This window comes from Acinetobacter sp. ME22 (assembly GCF_022012315.1).
GTDB lineage: Bacteria > Pseudomonadota > Gammaproteobacteria > Pseudomonadales > Moraxellaceae > Acinetobacter > Acinetobacter brisouii_A.
This window is the reverse complement of sequence record NZ_JAKLTL010000003.1, coordinates 228626-245883: the sequence shown is the minus strand read 5'-3', so window position 1 is coordinate 245883 and position 17258 is coordinate 228626. Positions and strand designations below refer to the sequence as shown.

The 17258-nt window shown below is 42.4% G+C and carries 16 protein-coding genes; 14 read left to right on the top strand and 2 right to left on the bottom strand.

Translation table 11 applies throughout. The features are described 5' to 3' along the window. Positions 1–4 precede the first annotated feature (4 nt). The 11 genes from rlmD (at position 5) to yjgA (ending at position 10405) form a co-directional block, all read left to right on the top strand. Positions 5–1402: a 23S rRNA (uracil(1939)-C(5))-methyltransferase RlmD gene (gene rlmD, locus LVY74_RS06135; protein ID WP_237814290.1), complete on the top strand. Its 1398-nt coding sequence runs from the start codon at positions 5–7 to the stop codon at positions 1400–1402. Positions 1403–1422: 20 nt separating this feature from the next. Continuing rightward, entirely contained in the window at positions 1423–3723 is a 2301-nt protein-coding gene (locus LVY74_RS06130) for a RelA/SpoT family protein (RefSeq protein ID WP_237814288.1), read from the top strand. Between the two features lie 75 nt (positions 3724–3798). Beyond that, positions 3799–4563 (top strand): nucleoside triphosphate pyrophosphohydrolase, encoded by a 765-nt coding sequence (mazG, locus tag LVY74_RS06125; RefSeq protein WP_269090965.1) that lies wholly within the window; start codon positions 3799–3801, stop codon positions 4561–4563. A gap of 8 nt (positions 4564–4571) precedes the next feature. After that, the gene (locus LVY74_RS06120) at positions 4572–4928 is read left to right on the top strand and encodes a ComEA family DNA-binding protein (protein WP_151710755.1); all 357 of its coding nucleotides are present in this window, start codon (positions 4572–4574) and stop codon (positions 4926–4928) included. A 135-nt stretch (positions 4929–5063) separates the two neighbouring features. After that, positions 5064–6524, top strand: coding sequence for a polynucleotide adenylyltransferase PcnB (pcnB, locus tag LVY74_RS06115; protein WP_237814286.1), 1461 nt, complete (start codon positions 5064–5066; stop codon positions 6522–6524). Beyond that, the gene (gene folK, locus LVY74_RS06110) at positions 6521–7054 is read left to right on the top strand and encodes a 2-amino-4-hydroxy-6-hydroxymethyldihydropteridine diphosphokinase (protein WP_237814284.1); all 534 of its coding nucleotides are present in this window, start codon (positions 6521–6523) and stop codon (positions 7052–7054) included. Before pcnB ends, folK begins: the two co-directional genes overlap by 4 nt. After that, complete coding sequence (gene panB / locus LVY74_RS06105; protein WP_151710752.1) at positions 7047–7856, top strand: 3-methyl-2-oxobutanoate hydroxymethyltransferase; 810 nt, start codon at positions 7047–7049, stop codon at positions 7854–7856. The genes folK and panB overlap by 8 nt, the downstream gene beginning before the upstream one ends. A 2-nt stretch (positions 7857–7858) precedes the next feature. Then, complete coding sequence (gene panC, locus LVY74_RS06100; protein ID WP_237814282.1) at positions 7859–8704, top strand: pantoate--beta-alanine ligase; 846 nt, start codon at positions 7859–7861, stop codon at positions 8702–8704. Positions 8705–8736: 32 nt separating this feature from the next. Then, entirely contained in the window at positions 8737–9588 is an 852-nt protein-coding gene (gene rapZ, locus LVY74_RS06095) for an RNase adapter RapZ (RefSeq protein WP_151710750.1), read from the top strand. Next, entirely contained in the window at positions 9585–9854 is a 270-nt protein-coding gene (locus tag LVY74_RS06090) for an HPr family phosphocarrier protein (protein WP_151710749.1), read from the top strand. Before rapZ ends, LVY74_RS06090 begins: the two co-directional genes overlap by 4 nt. 2 nt (positions 9855–9856) lie before the next feature. After that, positions 9857–10405, top strand: coding sequence for a ribosome biogenesis factor YjgA (gene yjgA / locus LVY74_RS06085; RefSeq protein WP_111893166.1), 549 nt, complete (start codon positions 9857–9859; stop codon positions 10403–10405). Positions 10406–10446: 41 nt separating this feature from the next. On the opposite strand, the gene LVY74_RS06080 is transcribed toward yjgA, so the two are convergent. Then, entirely contained in the window at positions 10447–12090 is a 1644-nt protein-coding gene (locus LVY74_RS06080; protein ID WP_237814280.1) for an acyl-CoA synthetase, read from the bottom strand. A gap of 312 nt (positions 12091–12402) precedes the next feature. On the opposite strand from LVY74_RS06080, the gene thrS reads away from it, so the two are divergent. The 3 genes from thrS to LVY74_RS06065 all read left to right on the top strand — a co-directional run bounded on the left by thrS (position 12403) and on the right by LVY74_RS06065 (position 15751). Beyond that, positions 12403–14325, top strand: a complete 1923-nt coding sequence (gene thrS / locus LVY74_RS06075) for a threonine--tRNA ligase (RefSeq protein WP_237814278.1) — start codon at positions 12403–12405, stop codon at positions 14323–14325. Positions 14326–14330: 5 nt separating this feature from the next. Further along, on the top strand, positions 14331–14882 hold the full coding sequence (gene infC, locus LVY74_RS06070; RefSeq protein WP_111893163.1) for a translation initiation factor IF-3: 552 nt from the start codon (positions 14331–14333) through the stop codon (positions 14880–14882). A 251-nt stretch (positions 14883–15133) separates the two neighbouring features. Then, positions 15134–15751, top strand: a complete 618-nt coding sequence (locus LVY74_RS06065; protein ID WP_151710746.1) for a glutathione S-transferase family protein — start codon at positions 15134–15136, stop codon at positions 15749–15751. Positions 15752–15805: 54 nt separating this feature from the next. Here the strand turns inward: LVY74_RS06065 and LVY74_RS06060 are convergent, their stop codons facing one another. Further along, entirely contained in the window at positions 15806–17083 is a 1278-nt protein-coding gene (locus LVY74_RS06060) for an MFS transporter (RefSeq protein ID WP_237814276.1), read from the bottom strand. Positions 17084–17258 lie beyond the last annotated feature (175 nt).

Below are 17258 nucleotides of genomic sequence, written 5' to 3'. Positions count from 1 at the left end.
GTTTTTGAAACAGCACGCCCAAACTCGCAGCGCTTCTTCGGAAGTTTACACTTTTCATGTGGAATCGTTATCGCACGAGGGACGAGGGATTGCCCATTATGATGTGCAACGAGGACACCCCGCACACAAGCATGGCAAGAAGGTCTTTATTCAGTTTGCTTTGCCGAATGAACAGGTCAAGGCAAAAATCACCCATCAAGTGAAACGCTTAGAAGAAGCCGATACGCTGGAGTTGCTATCAGAACCGTCTGAACATCGTATTCAGCCGATGTGTCCGCATTTTCAGCACTGTGGTGGCTGTAATTTGCAGCATATGCATCCCGATGAGCAGATTCGTTTCAAGCAACAGGTGTTGGCATCACATTTACAACACTTTGCGGGGATTGAACCCGAAGTTTGGCTTGAACCAATTCGTTCACAGCGTAGTGACTATCGTCGCCGTGCGCGGATCGGGGTGCGTTATATTCCCAAAAAACAGCAATTGGTGATGGGCTTTCGAGAGCGTCAAAGCAATCGCTTAATTGATATTCAACACTGTCCTGTGCTTGATCAAAAACTCGACCAATCGTTGCCTGACCTGAAAAAATTACTCCAAAGTCTAAAAGGCAAAGCAGATATTGGTCATATAGAATTGGCAATGGGAGATGATGAAGTTGCTTTGTTGCTTCGTCATACCAAAGCTTTAATTCAACCAGATGTTCAAAAACTTTTAGATTTTGCGCAAAAAAATCATTGGCAGTTGTATCTGCAACCCGAAGGGACGGACAGTATTCATCGGGTCGATGCCAAACAGCCAATGCGTTTGCACTATCGTTTAGAGGCTTTTGATGTCAATTTTGCGTTTGCCCCGTCAGATTTTACACAAGTAAATGCCACGGTAAACGCACAAATGGTAGAATTGGCATGTGAATTGCTTAAGTTGCAGCAAGGTGAGCGCGTGCTGGATTTATTTTGTGGTCTAGGAAACTTTTCTTTACCACTGGCACGTTGTGTAGGTCAGAGTGGACAAGTGGTCGCTGTGGAAGGCAGTGATGACATGGTTCAGCGTGGTACAGAAAACGCATTGCATAATGGGCTTATGCAATTAAGTTTTTATTCACATGATTTAACAAAAGATTTTTCACAACAAACTTGGGCAAAACAAGGATTTGATGCATTATTGATTGATCCTCCGCGTTCGGGGGCAGAGCAAGTTATGCATTATATTTCTAACTTTAATGCGAAACGCATTGTTTATGTCTCTTGTAATCCTGCCACGCTTGCCCGTGATGCTGCTATTCTTATCCAACAGGGATACCAGCTGAAAAAAGCAGGCGTCATGGATATGTTTACTCATACAGGTCATGTCGAGTCGATTACCTTGTTTGAGAAAATAGAATTGATGAACGACGAAAATGAATGACACGATAATAGGAGATAGGTATGGTCACAGTACGTGAGCAGTTACCTGAACGACTCACTCAGTTGTCAGAAGAAACGACTGTCGAACATGCCCTACAAGCGCAAAACGATTTAGCAGATTGGCTTGAGCGCGTACGTCACCATTTGGATGGGGCGAAATTGACCACATTGGAAGAGGTCGCAAAGCTAACGCTACAAAAAGAATTAGAAACTACGGTCAGTCACCGCAGTAATACCTTTGCCACTGGTATTGGTATGGCAAACATTTTGGCGCATTTGCATGTCGATGAAAATACACTCATTGCCGCGTTGCTCTATCGAAGTGTGCGTGAAGGTGTCACTACACTGGACGAAGTACAGCAGCGTTATGGTGAAGGTGTCCTCAGTCTGGTCAAGGGCACGTTGTCGATGGGTAAGTTGTCTGAGCTGATTGAAAAGAACAAACGCTTAGAAGACCACTTTAATAATAACCAACGCGAGCATCTGACAGGCATTTATAAAATGCTGATTTCGGTCACGGAAGATGTTCGTGTTGTGCTGATTAAACTTGCAGAACGTACTTACGAACTGCGTGAACTGGCAAAATCACCAAAAGAACGTCAGGAACGGGTTGCCCGCGAGATTTTAACCATTTACTCACCGCTGGCGCATCGTTTAGGCATTGCTCAGCTCAAGTGGGAATTGGAAGATTTGGCATTTCGCTTTTTGGCGCCAGATCGTTATAAAGAAATTGCAACTTTACTCAATGAAAAGCGCTTAGAGCGTGAGCAGTACATTCAGTCAGTCATCAATCAGCTCAAGACTGAATTGGCGAATGACGGGATTGATGCGGAAATTACGGGTCGGGTCAAACATATTTATTCGATCTACCGTAAAATGAAGAGTAAAAACCTGAGCTTTGACCAGTTATATGATATTCGTGCCTTACGGGTATTGGTGAAAGATGTACCTGAGTGTTATCACGTGCTCGGGATTGTTCATCAGATTTGGCGGCATATCCCGCATCAGTTCGATGACTATATTACCAATCCGAAAGCCAATGGTTATCGCTCTTTACATACCGCAGTGATTGCAGAAAATAAATCACTCGAAGTGCAAATTCGTACTCATGAAATGCATAACGAAGCCGAGTTAGGGGTGTGTTCGCATTTTAACTATAAAGAAGGGTCGAAAAATACCGATTTTTCGTTCAATCATCGTTTGCATTCGTTACGTGCGGTACTTGAGCATTATCAGGAGCGTAACGAAACCAGTGCACATCCTAAAGATGAAGATGATTTTGACAAGTTACAAGACTTTGATGACTTTGAAAAAATCTATGTCTTTAGCCGAGATGGCGACATTAAAGAGTTACCACGTGGTTCAACCGTTTTAGACTTTGCCTATCATGTGCATACCCAAGTGGGGAACCACTGCTATGCCGCACGCGTCAATCAGCGTTATGTACCTTTAACCTACACCTTGAAAACAGGTGAACAGGTTGAGATTTTAACCAAGAAAGACCGTGAGCCAAACCGTGACTGGTTGGTGAGTTCTCTGGGTTATATTAAAACTGCACGTGCACGTGACAAGTTACGCCACTGGTTTAGACAGCAAGATCGCAGCAAGAACTTGGAAGTTGGGCGTGAGTTGCTGACTAAAGAGTTGCAACGTCTGGCGATCCATCCGAAAAGTATCGATTTAAATGACTATTGTGGTCATTTTAATGTCAAGTCGGGTGATGACATTCTGATTGGTTTGGTGAGTGGTGACATTAGCCTGCATGCCTTGATGAATCAGGTCAATCGTCACATGAAACTGGATCAGGATGAGCCTGAACTGGTTTTAAAACCTGCGCTGAATCCACGTGCAAGTCATACTTTATCGGCACATGGAATTCTGATTGATGGTCTAGACAATGTCGAACTGCATATTGCCCAGTGCTGTCAGCCTGTGCATGGCGAACCAATTGGTGGCTATATCACGCTGAATCGTGGTGTGAGTATTCATAAAGTGAAATGTCCAGATTATGTGCGTATGATTACTCAAGAACCTGAACGTGCTGTCGATGCAGATTGGGAGTTGCAACCTACTCGTGGTCAAAGCGTGCAAATTGTGATTGAAGCTTATGACCGTCGTGGTTTGTTGCGTGACCTCACTCAAGTGATTTTTGCAGATCAAATCAATATTCGCCAAGTGAATACCATTTCAGAAGCCGATGGTATTGCAAATATGAAGTTGTTGATTGAAGTCAAAGGTTTAGCTCAACTTTCACGCTTGCTTGCCCGTTTGGAGCAGCAGCCCGGCATTATTAGCGCCCGTCGTTTGGTACAAGGTAGCTAAAATTAATCTTGTGTAAAAAAGCCAACTTCGATGTTGGCTTTTTTCTTGCTAAATTTTTTATTTTTGGAAAAAATCATGCCTATTCAACAACTTCTAGAAGTGATGCAACAACTGCGTGAACAATGTCCGTGGGATAAGGCGCAAACCCCTCAAAGCTTAACCCGCTATGCAATTGAAGAAGCCTATGAGGTGGAAGATGCAATCCGTCAGGGGAATCTTGCTGAAATTCGCAATGAGCTTGGAGATTTGCTTTTACAAGTGGTGTTTCAGTCGCAAATGTATGCTGAGCAGCAAGCATTTAATTTTGATGATGTGGTGCAGGCGATTACCGAAAAATTGATTCGCCGTCATCCACATGTGTTTCAAGCTGAGCAGTATGCCAACTTAAGCCCTGAGCAGGTATCAGAACTTTGGCAACAGATTAAGCAACAAGAAAAACAGGGACAGCCCAAATCTTATTTAGATCAGATCAAGCATGGGCCAGCGATTATGCAAGCTGAACAAATTCAAAAACAGGCTGCCAAGATCGGTTTTGATTTTGCCAATGTTCAAGATGCCATGGCAAAGGTTCATGAAGAAATTGCTGAACTAGAACAGGCAATACAACAACAAAATCCCGATGAAATACAGGCCGAATTTGGTGATTGTTTATTCTCTTTAATTAATGTTGGTCGTAAACTAGAGCTCTCAGGGGAAGAGGCTTTACTTTCCACAATTCATAAATTTAGAACACGATTTGCTTTTATTGAAGATCAGGCTCGGCAACAAGGTCGCTCAGTTGATGATATGAACCTGACCGAAATGGATCAACTTTGGGAGCAAGCAAAACAACAATTATAGGTTTAAACATGATAAAAAAACTCAGCAAACTATTGATTGGACTGGTTATTGCGACACCTGTGTGGGCAAATAATGCACAAGATTATGACCAACGCTATATACAGTGGAAAAATAAACAACATGCTGTTTTTCAAAATCAGGCACAGAGTTCAAGCTCGACATCGAAAACCAATAAAGTCAGCTTAAACCAAGCCAGTGCTACAGAATTGCAAGATAAACTCAATGGCATTGGAGAAAAGAAGGCACAGGCGATTGTTGAGTATCGTGAGAAAAATGGAAAATTCAAAAGCATTGATGAATTAAAAAATGTCAAAGGAATTGGCGATAAACTGTTAGAGAAAAATCGGTCAAATTTGGCTTTGTAGGGTTTGAAAAATAGACATATTTGGCGTGAAATAGATTACAGCAACGATGCAGAATCAAATTGCCCTTTGTAGGTTGATGCACTATGATTAGCAACGATTGAAAATATTAACTCCAGACGTAGGAGAAAGCGTCTTTTGCATACCTTACGCGCGTCAAAATATGGTTTATCCATCAAACAATTACCTTCTTCCATTGTAGAAGTTATTGATGCTCTCACCAAAGCAGGTTATCAGGCATATATCGTTGGTGGTGGGGTTCGAGATCTTATGCTCGGACTACAGCCAAAAGATTTCGATGCGGTAACTAACGCTACACCAGCGCAGGTTAAAGAAGTGTTTGGGCGTCGTTGCCGCATTATTGGGCGTCGTTTTGAATTGGCTCATGTGTATATTGGACGTGATCTGATTGAAGTTGCCACTTTCCGTGCACCTCCGAAAAAAGCAGTGACCAGTGCACAGGGCATGATTTTACGTGACAACAATTGGGGAACGATTGAGCAGGACTTTGTCCGCCGTGATTTCTCAATTAATGCGATGTACTATCAACCACGCCAAGGGGTGATTTTAGATTTTTGCAATGCAATTGATGATGTAAAAAGCAGAACCTTGCGTTTACTTGGCGATCCAAAAACCCGTTTTGAAGAAGATCCTGTACGCATGCTGCGGACATTGCGCTTTGCTGCCAAGCTGAATTTTAGCATTGCACCCGAAATTTTAGACGTGTTTACGCCTGAAATGACGCAACTGTTACGCGATATCTCTCCGCACCGTCTTTATGACGAGTCTCAGAAACTCTTTACCATGGGGCATTTGCAACATGTATTGTCGTTACTGATTGATTTTGGTGTGTGGAAACAATTGTTTGCTGAAGTTCGTCCAGAAGTCAGCAAATTTATTGCGCTTGCTGCCCGAAATACCGATCAACGTATTCAAATTGGTAAAACCATCAACCCTGCATTTTTCTATGCAGTTTTGTTGTGGAGTAACTTTTTAGAACGTACAGATTTTTATGCTGTAAAAGGTGTGGTTGCGGCTGAAGCACGTGCTCAAGCAGGCTTGGATGTGCTGAAACGTCAGTCAACACGGACGATTATTCCACGTTTTGCTGAAACTTTTATCCGTGAAGTCTGGGAAATGCAAACCCGTTTGTTGAACCCCAAACCTCAGCAAATTGAAGTATTGGCAGGGCATGCACGTTTCCGTGCGGGCTTTGACTTCTTGCTGTTACGTGAAAAGTCTGGCGATGAAAATACGCAAGGCATGGGGCAGTGGTGGGAAGCTTATCAGGACATGACCACTGACGAAAAAGAAGTGGCGATTGCGCAATATAATCGTCAACGTGCCAAAACTCGCCGTAGTCAAAGTAAAGTCCGCATTGAAGAGCCAGAAGTAGACTCAAGTAGCATTGCGCCACTGGTCACAGAAGCGCCAACTCGTAGTCGTCGTTCACGTCAAAAATCGTCTGCACCTGTGACTTCGCCTGCTGTTGCATTCAGTGCACAGAGTGGTGACAGTATTGATGCCAATCACCCGATTTTAAAACGTAAACGTGTACAACGTGATTTAAGCCAAGTGATTTTTGGGCCGACACAATGACAGTCAAAAGTTATATTGGCTTAGGGAGTAACTTGGGTGATTCGCTGCACATTCTGCAAGAAGCTGTGACTAAGCTTGCAACATTGGGTGATGTCCAAGTTTCGCAGCTCTATAGTACGCCCCCGATGGGTCCACAAGACCAACCCGATTATTTAAATGCCGTTGCTGAATTAAACACTGATTTAGCGCCTTTAGCATTGCTTGATCAATTACAACAGTTTGAACAAGAAGCAGGTCGAGTCCGTTTACGCCGTTGGGGTGAACGGACTCTAGATTTGGACTTGCTATTATATGGTCAAGAAAAAATTCAACATGAACGCCTCACTGTACCGCATGTAGGGGTGTTATTGCGTGATTTTGTGGTGATCCCACTATTAGACTTAGATGTAGAGTTAACAGTTGATTCTCAGCCACTTAAACAACTCGAACTTGTTCAGTCATCAGGACTAACCCCGATGCTTGGCAAGGATTGGGTGAATGTGGCTTTGCAGAATCAACGTCAGGATGAACAAGAGGACGCTGATGATTAGTCTCCATGATTTACGACAACGAAAAGCACAGGGAAAACGATTTTCTTGTCTGACTTGCTATGATGCAAGTATGGCAAAAGCGATGGAAGTCGCTCAAATCGATAGCATTTTGATTGGTGACTCTTTGGGGATGACCATTCAAGGTCATGATTCAACTTTACCTGTGACTGTTGCCGATATGGCATATCATACAGCGGCAGTACGCCGTGCCAATCAGCATGCCTTTATCATGACTGATTTGCCATTTATGAGTTACGCAACCTTAAATGATGCCTTGCAAAATGCCCGTACCGTGATGCAGGCAGGTGCGCAAATGGTTAAAATTGAAGGTGGTGCTTGGCTTGCGGACACCGTTAAAAATTTAACCCGCAATGGTATTCCTGTGTGTATGCATTTGGGTTTAACGCCTCAATCTGTACATGTCTTTGGTGGCTATAAATTACAAGCTAGAACTCGTGATGCTGCCGATCAGCTTATTGAAGATTGCCAAGCTTTGGTTGATGCAGGTGCTGCAATATTGCTACTTGAATGTGTTCCTGCACAGTTGGGTCAAGAAGTTGCTGAAATGTTCCCGCATATTCCTGTGATTGGGATTGGAGCAGGAAAAGACACAGATGGTCAAGTCCTTGTAGTGCAAGATATGTTAGGACTAACCTTTGGCAAAGTTGCCAAATTTGTCCGTAACTTTATGGTGGAACAAGCAGGCGAACATGCCATTGTTGATGCCTTAAAAGCATATCATGATGCTGTACTCGATCAGAGTTTTCCAAGCATTGAACATACTTTCCAAGTTGAGTTGTAATCATGAAAACTGAAACGACAATTCAGGGGCTAAATGCCGCACTTAGTCCAGCACGTACAGCCAAAAAACGCGTTGGTTTTGTTCCAACCATGGGAAATCTGCACGAAGGTCACCTTAATTTGGTTCGTGAAGCCAAGAAACTATGTGACGTGGTTGTAGTGAGTATTTTTGTGAATCCAATTCAGTTTGGACCGAATGAAGATTATGCCAATTACCCAAGAACGCTAGATAAAGACAGTCAGTTACTGGCTGATGTTGGTTGCGACATTATTTTCGCACCAAGTGTTGAGCAAATGTATGGCAAACAGCCGCGTTTGACCAATATTAGTGTCTCAGGCATTACACAAGATTTATGCGGTGCATCACGCCCTGGGCATTTCGATGGTGTTGCAGTTGTGGTGAGCAAATTATTTAATATTGTTCAGCCAAGTTTGGCATTTTTTGGTCAAAAAGATTTTCAGCAACTCGCAGTGATTCGTCAGTTCGTACAAGACTTAAGTTTCCCAATCGAAGTGATTGGTGTACCGATTACCCGCGCAGCCGATGGTTTGGCGCTGAGTTCACGTAATGGTTATTTGACACCTGAACAACGTGCTGTTGCTCCAACCATTTACCAAAGTTTAAAGACTGCAGAGCAGGCTTTATTGAATGGTGTGGATTTACAGATTGTTTTGGCTGAAATCAAAACTCAACTGACAAGCGCAGGTTTTGTCGTGGATTATGTAGAAGCACGTAGCCCAAGTTTGCAAGCAGTTCAGGGTTTTCAGCAAGACACTGTCATTTTTATTGCAGCAAAACTGGGTACAACACGCTTAATTGATAATTTAGTTGTCAAATTTGTTGGATAACATTGTTTAAACGCAATGAGGAAAGCAGTGTCATGAAACGTATTTTAATTGTCACAGGTCAGTCAGGTTCAGGAAAATCATCAGCGCTACAGGTGCTAGAAGATCTGGGTTATTACTGTATTGATAATTTGCCGTTGGCGCTGCTTCCCGAAATTGTGGCAAAACTGGATCATGAAAATAACCTAGAGCAGTTGGCACTTGGTGTCGATGTGCGTAGTACTCAGGCAGATTTCCAAGAATTTGATCATGTTTTTGAACAGTTGCAAAAACATGGTGTGGTCGATGTCATTTATTTAACCACACAAGATCAAGGCTTGATTTCTCGTTTTAGTGCTTCACGTCGTCCGCATCCTCTTGCATCGCGCTATAAAACTCTGCTTGAATGTATTGAAGCAGAAAAAAGTCTGTTGTTGCCTATACAGTTTCGGGCAACGGTAAATATTGATACCACAGACAAAAGTGTGCATGATTTAAAGCATACCTTGTTGTCCAAACTTGGACAGTCAGAAGATATGATTGTGATTTTGCAATCATTTGGTTATAAACATGGCATTCCACTTGATGCGGACTATGTTTTCGACGTACGGCACTTGCCAAACCCGCATTGGGATTTAGAATTGCGTAAATTCTCTGGTCTTGATGCACCGATTCAAAGATTTTTAGGCGCAAGTGATCAAACCAATGCCATGTTTGATGATATTTATCAATTTTTAGAGAAATGGCTTCCTGCCTTTGCAGAAGGGCATAGACATTATATTACCGTCTCCATTGGATGTACGGGTGGGCAGCACCGCTCAGTTTATATGGTGGATAGACTTAGAAAAGCATTGAAGGCGAACTGGTCTATTCAGGTCTTACATAGAGAAATGAAGCATTGGTCATGATTGACACGACAGTAGATGTAATTAACAAACTTGGTTTACATGCACGTGCCTCTGGCAAATTAATTGAAGTGACCACCAAATTTCGCTCTTCGATTCAAATTGGTAAGGGTGATAAGCTGATCGATGCAAAGAACATCATGGCATTGCTGATGCTTGGTGCTGGGAAAGGGACAACATTACGACTTGTTGTAGACGGACCAGATGAAGAGAAAGCCTTGGACGAAGTTCTGGCTCTTTTCGCAGCAAAATTTTATGAGGCAGATTAAACGTGGCACGACGACCGCAACAACGCTATACCGAAGAAGATTTTGAATCTTTAGAAGGTCGTGCGAGTAAAACTGAACAAAAGAAAGCCGTACAACGTATGGCTGCTTTGGGTGAACAATTGGCAGCGCTGTCAACTAAGCAAATTCAACAACTTCCAGTTGAAGAGCGTTTAATTGAAGCGTTGCTTGATGTACAGGCGATTAGCTCATTTGAAGCGCGCCGCCGTCAATTTCAACGTATTGGTAAACTTCTTCGTAATGAAGATGAAAGTTTGATCTTATCGTATTTGACCCCGCAGCAAGGTGCAAAAAAACAGGCACAATTGCAACGCTGGGTTGATCGTATGATTGAGCAGGGTGATAGCGCCATTCACGAATTTAGCAAACAGTTTAACGCAACCGATAAACATACGTTGCGTCAGCATATTTTGCGTATTCATCGTGATAAAAAACTTGAAGCAACCGAAGAGGAGCTTGAAGTTTCTCGTCAAAAATTGTTGAACTATGTCCAACAAATTGGTTTGTTGTCTGATCAAGGCAAATCAAGATAAAAATAAGCGACCATCAAGGTCGCTTATTTTTTAAGTGTAACTTAGCCTGTTTGCTGTTCAGCACGCTGTTTTGCCCATTCTCTTAAAATAAATTTCTGCAATTTTCCTGTAGAGGTTTTTGGAATCTCGGTCATCACAATATCTTTGGGTAATTTATAACGTGCAAGATGCTGTTTGCAGTAGTCAATCAGTTGCTCGGCACTGAGTTCATAGCCTGTTTTGAGTTCAATAAAAGCACAAGGAACTTCTTGCCAGTAAGGGTCAGGTTTAGCCACGACTGCTGCTGTTAAAACCGCAGGATGCCGATACAGTACTTCTTCAATCTCAAGCGATGAAATATTTTCTCCACCAGAAATAATCAGGTCTTTAGAGCGATCCATGATTTTGGCATAGCCATCGGGCTGACAGACGGCCAGATCACCCGTGTGAAACCATCCACCTGCAAAGGCTTCTTCTGTGGCTTTTGGATTTTTTAGATAGCCTTTCATCACAATATTGCCACGGAACATAATTTCACCCATGGTCTGACCATCGTGCGGAACAGGTTGCATGCTTTCAGGATCAATCACTTTCATGCCGTCTTGCAGCGGATAGGGAACACCTTGACGAGAGTGAAGCTGAGCTTGTTCTTGAATGGAGAGTTCACTCCAGCCTGCCTGTGATGCACAGAGCGCAGAAGGGCCATAGGTTTCGGTCAAGCCATAGACATGGGTGACATTAATCCCAAGATGACGCATGCCTTCAATAATCGCAGCAGGCGGTGCAGCACCCGCGACCATCACTTCAACACGATGCTCAAAATAAGCCTGTTTGTCTTTTGGTGTGTTGATGAGTAGAGATAGTACAATCGGTGCGCCACAGAAATAATCGACTTTATGCTCGGCAATCAGTTTAAATACCAGTTCGGGATCGACTTTGCGTAAACAAATGTTGGTTCCGCCATTGGCTGCCATCGTCCATGCAAAACACCAACCATTGCAGTGAAAGAGTGGCAGTGTCCATAAATATTTGGCACGCGGAATCATGCCGCTGGCAATGATATTACTGGCGGCATTAATGTAAGCCCCACGATGATGATAAACCACACCTTTCGGATTGCCTGTCGTGCCTGAGGTGTAATTTAAGCTAATTGCATCCCATTCATCTTGAGGTAAGTGCCATTCAAAATTAGGGTCGCCTTGAGCAATCCATGCTTCATATTCAATAAAGCCAATGTCCTGTACAGCACCTTCATATTCAGCATCATGCACATCAATCACTTGAATCTGATGTTGAACCAAAGCCAACGCTTCTTGTGCGAGAGCCGAAAATTCACTATCGACCAGTAACAGCTTGGTTTCAGCATGATCCAGCATAAAAGCCAGTGTTTTGGCATCAAGACGAGTATTTAAGGTATTCAGCACAGCGCCTGCCATTGGAACGGCAAAATGCGCTTCAATCATGGTGGGAATATTGGGTAACAGCACGGAAACCGTATCATTTTTGCCAATACCCAGTTGATTAAGCTGATGCGCAAACTGACGGCAGCGGGTATATTTTTCACGCCAAGTAATCTGCCGTGATCCATGAATCATTGCAGCCTGATGTGGGTAAATATGCGCTGCCCGCTCCAAATAGCGTAATGGCGATAATGCAACAAAATTGGCTGCATTTTTGGGTAATTCATCATATGCACTGACTGCCATGTCAATGACTCCTGTCATGTTGTTGTTATTTGATTTGTTTAATTTATAGACAGCTTAGTTGAATTGGAAACTAAAAATCAGCCCTGCTTTAGTCTTAATACGCTTGACCTCTGCGTCTTACTTTCGAACTTGACAGAATGGCAAATTTAAAAAAATTACAGATTGAAATACAAAGGTTTCTTAAATAGTCCAAGACGTGTAGAATCGTAGGGGAATTTTTTACCCACCGTTTTTATTTTGAGGATTTCCTCGATTTTAATCTCGCGGTGACATGCTCTATTGTGCGGGGCATCACTCCTTAAGGATTTATCTATGCCAATTATCACTTTGCCAAATGGCGATCAAAAACAGTTTGATCACGCCGTATCTGTGATGGACGTTGCGTTAAGCATTGGTCCTGGTCTTGCAAAAAATACTGTTGCTGGTCGTGTCAATGACCGCTTGGTTGATGCGTCAGATTTAATTACCGAAGATGCAACATTGCAAATCATCACGCCTAAAGATGATGAAGGTGTTGAAATTATTCGTCACTCCTGCGCGCACTTGGTTGGTCATGCAGTCAAGCAACTTTTCCCAGAAGCAAAGATGGTGATTGGTCCTGTCATTGAGGAAGGTTTCTACTATGACATCTGGATGCCACGTCCATTTACCTTAGATGATATGGCAGCCATCGAAGAGCGCATGAAAAAGCTCATCGACCAAGATTATGATGTCATCAAAAAAATGACCCCACGTGATGAAGTGATCGCAGAATTTACTGCACGTGGTGAAGAATACAAATTACGCTTGATTGCGGACATGCCAAACGAAACACAAATGGGCTTATACTACCATCAAGACTATTTGGACATGTGCCGTGGTCCACACGTTCCAAACACAAAATTCTTAAAATCATTCAAGCTCACTAAAATCTCTGGTGCTTACTGGCGCGGTGATGCGAAGAATGAACAGCTACAACGTATTTACGGGACAGCTTGGGCGGACAAGAAACAGCTTGCTGCTTATGTGAAACGTATTGAAGAAGCAGAAAAGCGTGACCACCGTAAAATTGGTAAAGCGTTAGACTTGTTCCATATGCAAGAAGAAGCACCAGGTATGGTGTTCTGGCATCCAAACGGCTGGACCATTTACCAAGTGCTTGAACAATACATGCGTAAAGTTCAGCAAGACAATGGTTATCTTGAGATTAAAACACCACAAATCGTCGATTTCACTTTGTGGGAAAAATCAGGTCACGCCGCAAACTATGCGGACAACATGTTTACGACACATTCAGAAAGTCGTAACTATGCCGTAAAACCAATGAACTGCCCATGTCACGTGCAAGTATTTAACCAAGGTTTGAAATCTTACCGTGATTTGCCAATCCGTTTAGCGGAGTTTGGTTCATGTCACCGTAACGAGCCATCGGGTTCATTGCACGGCATTATGCGTGTACGTGGCTTTACTCAAGATGACGCACATATTTTCTGTACCAAAGAACAAATTGGTCAGGAAGTTGCTGACTTTATTCAACTGACTTTAGATGTGTATAAAGACTTCGGTTTTGAAGAAGTGCAAATGAAATTGTCAACTCGTCCAGAAAAGCGTGTGGGTGATGATGCACTTTGGGACATGGCCGAGAAATCTTTGGCTGATGCTTTGGATGCAGCAGGTCTGGCTTGGGAATTACAACCAGGCGAAGGCGCATTCTATGGGCCAAAAATTGAATTCTCATTGAGAGACTGCTTAGGTCGTGTATGGCAGTGCGGTACAATTCAATGTGACTTTAACTTGCCTGAACGTCTCGATGCCTCTTTTGTTACTGAAGACAATGAACGTGATCAACCTGTGATGTTGCACCGTGCAATTCTTGGCAGTTTTGAGCGTTTTATTGGTATACTTATTGAACACTACGCTGGTTTCATGCCACCTTGGTTATCTCCAGTTCAGGCATGTGTCATGAACATTACCGATTCTCAAGCAGAAGCGTGTGAACAAGTTGTGGCAAAACTCAAAGAAAATGGTTTACGTGCCATTTCAGACTTGAGAAATGAGAAAATCGGCTTTAAGATTCGTGAGCGTACACTTGAGCGCATTCCGTACCTTTTGGTTCTCGGCGATCGTGAAGTTGAAGAAGGTACTGTCAATGTCCGTACCCGCTCAGGAAAAAATTTAGGTACTATGTCAATTGATGCTTTCATTGACTTGGTGAAATCTGCCGTCGCCGAACGTGGCCGGTACATTGTGGAGTAAGAAAGATTAAACAGCCTGATCGTAACCAACAACAAGGTGGTAAAAGCAATCGTCCAGCATTGAACACTGAGATTCGTGCCAAAGAGGTACGGCTTATTGATGCTGAAGGTGAACAAAAAGGAATTGTTTCATTAAATGAAGCATTGCGAGCTGCAGAAGATGCTGATCTTGACCTTGTTGAGATCGTTGCTAATGCAGAGCCACCTGTTTGTAAAATCATGGATTTCAACAAGCACTTGTTTGATCTGAAGCAAAAGCAGAAAGATGCGAAGAAAAAACAGCATCAAGTGCAAGTGAAAGAAATCAAATTACGTCCTGCAACGGATGTAGGTGATTATCAAGTTAAATTGCGTGCGATTATTCGTTTCTTGGAAGAAGGGAACAAAGTTAAAATTACTTTACGTTTCCGTGGTCGTGAAATGGCTCACCAACAATTGGGTCTAGCTCAATTGCAAAAAATTGAAGCTGACGTTGCTGAGATTGGTGTCGTTGAACAAGCACCAAAAATGGAAGGTCGCCAAATGGGCATGTTACTTGGACCGAAAAAGAAAAAGTAATTGTCTAATTTGACGTAAAAAAGCACTGCTCATTTGAGTGGTGCTTTTTTTATGCAAAGGAACGCATGAATAGAATGACAGAATTAAGATTAAAATAAAATTTTAAGATTCTCATGATATGATTTTTTAAATTGATTTTTATCTTGAAAAATTGAAGGTTTTTATCAGTTTAAATGTTTTAGAACGCTGCTTAAAACATGCTATAACAAGCGCATGAATACTGATTTACTCAAATAGGCAAAGGAATTCAAATGATTGATCTCTATTATTGGGGTACACCCAATGGGCATAAGATAACGATTGCACTAGAAGAAATGGGGCTTGAATATCAACTTTTCCCAATTAATATCTCAGAAGATGATCAGTTTCAGCCAGATTTCTTAAAAATTTCACCAAATAATAAAATTCCAGCAATTGTTGATCAAAATGGCCCACAGGGTGAGCCAATTTCTGTATTTGAGTCGGGCGCAATTCTGCAATATTTAGGTCGAAAAACAGGTTTATTTTACCCAAGCGATGAGCAGCAACGGGTTGAAGTAGAACAATGGCTCATGTGGCAAATGGGGGGCTTAGGCCCAATGTTGGGACAAAATCATCATTTTAATCGTTTTGCAAAAGAAAAAATTCCATATGCTATCGATCGTTATGTCAATGAAAGCAAGCGTTTATATGGTGTGTTAGAGAAGCAGTTGATTGGTCAGGATTATGTTGCAGGGGAGTATTCAATTGCAGATATGGCAATTTTCCCATGGTTGCGTCGTTATGAATGGCAAGATATTGCATTAGATGACTTTCCAAACGTTCAAGCGTATATGCAGCGTATGAATGACCGACCTGCGGTACAGCGTGCCTTAGCCATTACACTATAAATCTAGCGGTGTAGCATCAAAAAAATGACCTCATCAGAGGTCATTTTTTATGGTTTATGCTTCATCTGAAAGGGCTTTTTGTTCATCATGCCCTTGATTAATATCGACACCAAAAAGCTCACTGGTCTTGATCCAGCTTAAGACTACAACACCGAGCGTCATGCAGCCGCCAAAAATGGTGGCAGTAATGGTTCCCATATATTTTGCAGTCAATCCTGATTCAAAAGCACCGAGTTCATTACTGCTCGATACAAACATACCATTCACCGCAGCAACACGACCTCGCATATTTTCAGGTGGATAGAGTTGCAAAATGGTTTGGCGAATGACCACGGAAATACTGTCACATGCGCCCGTCATCATGAGTGCGAATAATGAGAGCCACATATAATTTGAGAATGCAAAGATTAAGGTGAATACCCCAAATCCTGCAACAGCCAGCAACATATTACGCCAAGCGTGTTGTGTTGGTGGAAAGCGGGTTAAAATAATCATGGTGAAGAGTGCGCCAATTGATGGCGCAGCACGTAATAAACCCAAACCTTCAGGTCCTGTTTTTAAAATATCGGATGCAAAAATGGGTAAGAGTGCCACCACGCCACCAAATAAAACGGAGACCAAATCCAGTGAAATCGCCCAAAGGACAATTTTGGTATTCCAGATAAAGCGGAAACCTTCTTGCATACTTGACCAAAGATCTGCTTTTTCCATGGCAGGAAATTCACGTTTTTGCAGAATATTAACCAAGCAGAAGCAAATAAACATCAGTAGTGCAACACTCAGTAAACTGGTTTCACGCCCTAAACCTGCCAACATGAAACCGCCGAGCATTGGGCCTAAGATGACACCGCTTTGCCAACCAATGGTCGTCCATGTTGCACCATTGGTATATAACTCACGAGGAATAAGAAACGGTTTGAGTGACGTTGCAGCAGGAGAGTAAAAACCACGAATAACCCCAAAACAGAAAATAACGCTGTAGATTCCCCATTTGAGTAGTTCAACAGAAAGGTGGTTTGAATCAAAACGGTAAAATAATGTCCACAAAACCAAAGGTAATGGGAAAGAGAAAAATAAACAGATTTTCATAATGGTCTGTTTATTGAATTTGTCAGCAAAATAACCGCCCCATAAAGACAGGGTAATAAATGGGATTGCTTCCGCTAGACCGATCATCCCGAGGGTCAACGGGTCTTTGGTAATTTGGTAGAGGCTGTACCCGACAATCACTTCCTGAATGAGAATGCCAAGCGTAAGACAAAGTTGATTTATGGTAATAATAGTGAAATCACGATAGCGAAGTGCAGCAAAAGCATCCTGTTTTGTGTGCATGATCTTAGAAAGTAAGTTGAGTAAAGAATTCAAGTATAGCGAGATTTAATCAATATTACTCTCGTAATTTGAGATTTTACTTATTGAATATGGTGTAAAACCTTATAAATTTTTAAGATAAATTAATCATAAAAATAAGGTGACTGAGTGGCACAAGTTTTGAATTAGTCATTTG

What these genes read in the sequence shown, in the direction of transcription:
- rapZ (WP_151710750.1), top strand. Translation starts at nt 8,737, where the DNA reads ATGAAACGTATTTTAATTGTCACAGGTCAGTCAGGTTCAGGAAAATCA.
- LVY74_RS06065 (WP_151710746.1), top strand. Translation starts at nt 15,134, where the DNA reads ATGATTGATCTCTATTATTGGGGTACACCCAATGGGCATAAGATAACG.
- panB (WP_151710752.1), top strand. Translation starts at nt 7,047, where the DNA reads ATGATTAGTCTCCATGATTTACGACAACGAAAAGCACAGGGAAAACGA.
- mazG (WP_269090965.1), top strand. Translation starts at nt 3,799, where the DNA reads ATGCCTATTCAACAACTTCTAGAAGTGATGCAACAACTGCGTGAACAA.
- thrS (WP_237814278.1), top strand. Translation starts at nt 12,403, where the DNA reads ATGCCAATTATCACTTTGCCAAATGGCGATCAAAAACAGTTTGATCAC.
- LVY74_RS06120 (WP_151710755.1), top strand. Translation starts at nt 4,572, where the DNA reads ATGATAAAAAAACTCAGCAAACTATTGATTGGACTGGTTATTGCGACA.
- LVY74_RS06090 (WP_151710749.1), top strand. Translation starts at nt 9,585, where the DNA reads ATGATTGACACGACAGTAGATGTAATTAACAAACTTGGTTTACATGCA.
- LVY74_RS06080 (WP_237814280.1), bottom strand. Translation starts at nt 12,090, where the DNA reads ATGGCAGTCAGTGCATATGATGAATTACCCAAAAATGCAGCCAATTTT.
- LVY74_RS06060 (WP_237814276.1), bottom strand. Translation starts at nt 17,083, where the DNA reads ATGCACACAAAACAGGATGCTTTTGCTGCACTTCGCTATCGTGATTTC.
- panC (WP_237814282.1), top strand. Translation starts at nt 7,859, where the DNA reads ATGAAAACTGAAACGACAATTCAGGGGCTAAATGCCGCACTTAGTCCA.
- folK (WP_237814284.1), top strand. Translation starts at nt 6,521, where the DNA reads ATGACAGTCAAAAGTTATATTGGCTTAGGGAGTAACTTGGGTGATTCG.
- LVY74_RS06130 (WP_237814288.1), top strand. Translation starts at nt 1,423, where the DNA reads ATGGTCACAGTACGTGAGCAGTTACCTGAACGACTCACTCAGTTGTCA.